The 2,606-nt window shown below is 56.1% G+C and carries 3 protein-coding genes; 2 read left to right on the forward strand and 1 reads right to left on the reverse strand.

Annotation, left to right across the window (positions count from 1 at the left end; all coding sequences use genetic code 11):
- The coding region (locus tag FMZ75_RS21435) for a hypothetical protein (RefSeq protein WP_207783559.1) at positions 1–236 on the forward strand (236 nt) is incomplete at its 5' end.
- Positions 237–384: 148 nt separating this feature from the next.
- A complete protein-coding gene (locus tag FMZ75_RS20950; protein WP_166146207.1) occupies positions 385–1,434 on the forward strand; it encodes a phospholipase D family protein in 1,050 nt (349 codons plus the stop codon).
- A gap of 490 nt (positions 1,435–1,924) precedes the next feature.
- Here FMZ75_RS20950 and FMZ75_RS20955 read toward each other — a convergent pair whose 3' ends face one another.
- A complete protein-coding gene (locus FMZ75_RS20955; RefSeq protein WP_166146210.1) occupies positions 1,925–2,368 on the reverse strand; it encodes a DUF6678 family protein in 444 nt (147 codons plus the stop codon).
- Positions 2,369–2,606: the final 238 nt, after the last annotated feature.

The following is a 2,606-nucleotide window of genomic DNA, read 5'->3' on the forward strand; positions in this document are numbered from 1 at the left end:
CGACGAACGCGGCGCCCAGGCGGGATCATTCCGTTAGAGGGGGCGCCATTATCCCGGAATCCCCGGGCGCCATTATCCCGTTAAAGACGGGCGCCTTCGTCGGAATCGCCATCCAGGCGATCCGCCGCCGCGAACGTCCGCGAAATCCAGGGAAAGCGGTCCCTCGGGTCGTCCGCGACGAATGGCCGGTTATGGCGCGACATTCCCATTCGGGAAAGGCGAAGGTGAAATTCTGACCCGGGGCGGATGTTCGCAAGAGCCCGGGCAGACGCGCGCTTTGGGAGGAAACCAGGACCCGCCGGAGCTCCATCGCATGGGCTATATGACTTCAGCGTCGGAACAGCGTATGGTCATGCTCTCCCTTGTTGTTGTAAGAGGCACGCTGTGTCGAAGTTTTTGAGTGGTTGTGAACTCGGAGCCGCAATCACCGAACTGATGAAGGGCTCCGAGTTGCGATGTGCAGTTGCCTTCTGGGGGAAGGGAGCGGTCAGTAAGCTTTTTCCGGACGGTGGCCTACCCCAAAATGCCAAGATTATCTGCGACTTGACGATGGGCAGCACAAACCCAGAGGAACTAAAAGCCTTAGGGGCGCCGGACAATAAAAAGCTTAAACATTTGCCTGGCTTGCACGCTAAGGTCTACATTTCTGAGGAAGGACTGATCACATGTTCAGCGAACGCATCTAATAATGGGATCGGTTTTCTGGATACAGCAAGGTTAGTTGAGGCGGGAACAGTTCATGGGAGAAGCACAAATGCTTACAATTCCGCCTTGCTCTGGTTCGAGGAAATTTGGAATAACGACGCCAAAGCAATTGACGATGACGCGCTCTCTCTCGCGCAGTTAGCCTGGGACCGCAGGAAAGCCGGCAATACTTGGCGCGCGGCATTGCCTCAAGATCCCGCTTCGTTGCTCGACGCGGTCATTGCCGATCCGATGCGCTTCCGGGGGGTGGGATTCGCCTTTTCGACTGGAAACTCGACGAGCGAACAGCGCGACGAGACAGCGGAGGCGGTGGCCGCTAAAGATAAAAGCAATTATACTCCTCTTCTATCGAATGCAGAACGCAAAGCGCTCAAAAAGTGGCCTGTGGGCGATGTATTTTCGGAATGGGAACCCGAAGATATCCGCAGATGGCCAGAGCATTTCGTTTGTGCTCACCGTGGAGTGCGTTCGCAACGACTTTCATATTGGTTTTATGAACGGGCTCACACTGCGGTTCTTGAAGGAGCTCGAGGCATGCTGTTCGGCCGACGGCGTCGCGATCTAAAGCGAAGCTTCGGATTCAGCAAAGGGGCCAAGACGATGGCGGAAGCAGACAACGATAAAGCGTCACACGTCTTCGCCGAGATCGACAAGACAGGGCACCCATTCTTCTTCGCCAATGGCGAAGAGTTGGCGCGATTTCTCGCAACGCTGACGCCCTGGCGTTAGCTACTCTCCCTCTGAGGCTCCTTGGGGTCCGCTTTTGGCGCCGCCCGGCCGTTGGGGACGGCGAACGAGGAACTCTGAGCCGAAGTGGTCATGCACCTCTGCTGACCTGAGGGTCTCAGATGGGTGAGAAGCGGAGGCCTATGCTCGGCTACCGCGGAACCAGGGCGTAGCCACTATGAATTTTTCTGCATCTGCTGGCGAAGCAAACGGACCTACCAACCTACCGGAATGCCTGTTCTTGAATGTGGTCCCTTCGACCCGTTCCTGCTCGTCGAGATATGTTTCGCCGTTGCGGAACTCCAGCACGTCGGCAGCTCGTTTCCCGTCCTCGCTGTAGACCTTGAACGCGCTTCGGCATTCTTGTCCGTGTATCGGGGACCCACTCATTTGCCGCCTCTCTGCGTCGGGTCGATCCCAGTCGTTCGACGGTTTGCCTCGGAATGCGCGTTCCTGGCGAGGCGTCCCGATTCGGCAACGAGTAACTCTACATTTAACAAGAATGTGTCTCCGTTACGTGTCCCATGATCAATAAACCTCGGTCTGTGAGCTGGATCGGATATTTTCCAAGCCCATCGATCGCGCTCATGATTGCCTCGACGTCTAGCCCGATTTCTCCATCTGGAACGCCGGGATTGCCCCGCTTATACTTCGCTATACGAGGAACAAGCATCCATTCTATGGACCGCAAAGGTATTGGGCCGAGGCAGAAGGTGTCGACCCAAGGATGCGGGGGATATAAGCCTATCGGGAAATAGACCCGTTTTTCTTCGTCGACGTCGATAAATTTTACGATGCCATATTCCAACTTCCACTCGGGCTTGTTGAGTTCCGAAAGCACTTTCCGCCATTTCGTATCCGACATGAGCGAGGCGTGCGCGCGCGCCTGGACCGTGCGGCCAACGCGCTGAAGTTCCTCACGCCCATGTATCGCCATACCAGCGCTCCTCCGCTTTGAAAAATGCCTGCGTAAAATTGCCTCGGCACGGCGCGAATTTTATTCGGTGGAATCTTAAAGAATAGCGATTATGAGCGTACGATTCCGGTAATCAATGGGCTCCGAAAGATCGTGTCCCAGAGCGTGGTGTAGCTGGATCGAGGCCGACACCGGGATTTCCGGCTATGGCCGGAATGGTCAGGCGGTCACGGCGGACAGCTTGACGATCGGATCATCG

The organism is Methylosinus sp. RM1, assembly GCF_011378635.1.
In the GTDB taxonomy this organism is placed as follows: domain Bacteria; phylum Pseudomonadota; class Alphaproteobacteria; order Rhizobiales; family Beijerinckiaceae; genus Methylosinus; species Methylosinus sporium.